Consider the following 1203-nt stretch of genomic DNA (forward strand, 5'->3'; position numbering starts at 1 on the left):
ACTATTCCTATCCTGTGGTTCTGCCCGGAATAATTTACTGGTGGCTTTAACAAAAAACAGCCCTAATTCATTAATATAAACAACCGGATCAAAAGTTTTATTCTCGTATTTTCTAATTCTAAGATAGGCATCGCGCATAAAAGCAACATCAGTATCAGATCGTCTATACGGCTCAACACGCATTCTTAGCCCTTCATACTCCAGCCCCTGTTTATACCACAACTCCTGATCCCCCGGCTGCATATCCGGACAACTGGCGATCATTGGCAGCACCACAAAATTGGCATCACAACCTTTTTTATTATTAATAAAGTCCGGATCCCAGGCACTGGCCCCTTCATATTCCGCCCAGTAAATAATATAGCTATCCGGCACTTCCATTACATGACCATTAAATTTACCGCAAACAAAACCGGGGCGATTTTCGGCAGAAGCAAATGGTGGCATCATTAGTAAAAACATTATCAACAATGTTATTAAATATCTCACCCGTGTTTTATCACATAACAAACTGCTTATATTTATCTTAGGGAACATAATTACCTTCCTTAACGTTTAATATGCGATAAAAGAAACTGCTGAGTACTGTTAACAATGGCTCTCCATTGCGGTAATTTTTCTACTGTAAAAGAGACGCGAACAAGTGAACCTATTTCCGCCATCACAAAAATGGCCTCACAGATATAATATCTTTTCTCTAACGGCAACCACTGACAGTCAAATACCACCTGCACTTTCCCCTCAACCTCTGACCAGTAATAACCATTAATCGTCTTATCAAACCAATAAGGACTATTCCTATCCTGTGGTTCTGCCCGGAATAATTTTCTGGTGGCTTTAACGAAAAATAGCCCTAATTTATCGATATAAATAACTGGATCAAAGGTTCTATCATTTTGTTTTCTTAGAAAAAAGTCACGTTTAAAGGTGATATCAGTATCTGTGCGTTTAAATGGCTCAACACGCATTCTTAGCCCTTCATACCTCAGCCCCTGTTTATACCATTTCGATTTATCCCCCGGTTGCATATCCGGCCAACTGGCGATCATGGGTAAAGAGGTAAAATTGGCATCGCAGCCTTTTTTATTTTTAGTAAAGCCAGGCGTCCAGGAACTTTTCCCTTCATATTCCGCCCAGTAGATAATATATTTCTTAGGCACTTCCATAACATGTCCATTAAATTTACCGCAAACAAAACCGGGG

At 39.7% G+C, this 1203-nt stretch carries 1 protein-coding gene and 1 pseudogene; both read right to left on the minus strand.

Features of this window, described 5'->3' with window-relative positions; all coding sequences use genetic code 11:
• Positions 1 to 450, minus strand: a pseudogene (locus tag AEP37_RS23780) (hypothetical protein); the annotation flags it as partial.
• Between the two features lie 98 nt (positions 451 to 548).
• On the minus strand, positions 549 to 1203 hold a 655-nt coding region (locus AEP37_RS23785; protein WP_049615650.1), incomplete at its 5' end, for a hypothetical protein.

This window comes from Yersinia pekkanenii (assembly GCF_001152565.1).
GTDB classification, from domain to species: Bacteria; Pseudomonadota; Gammaproteobacteria; order Enterobacterales; family Enterobacteriaceae; genus Yersinia; species Yersinia pekkanenii.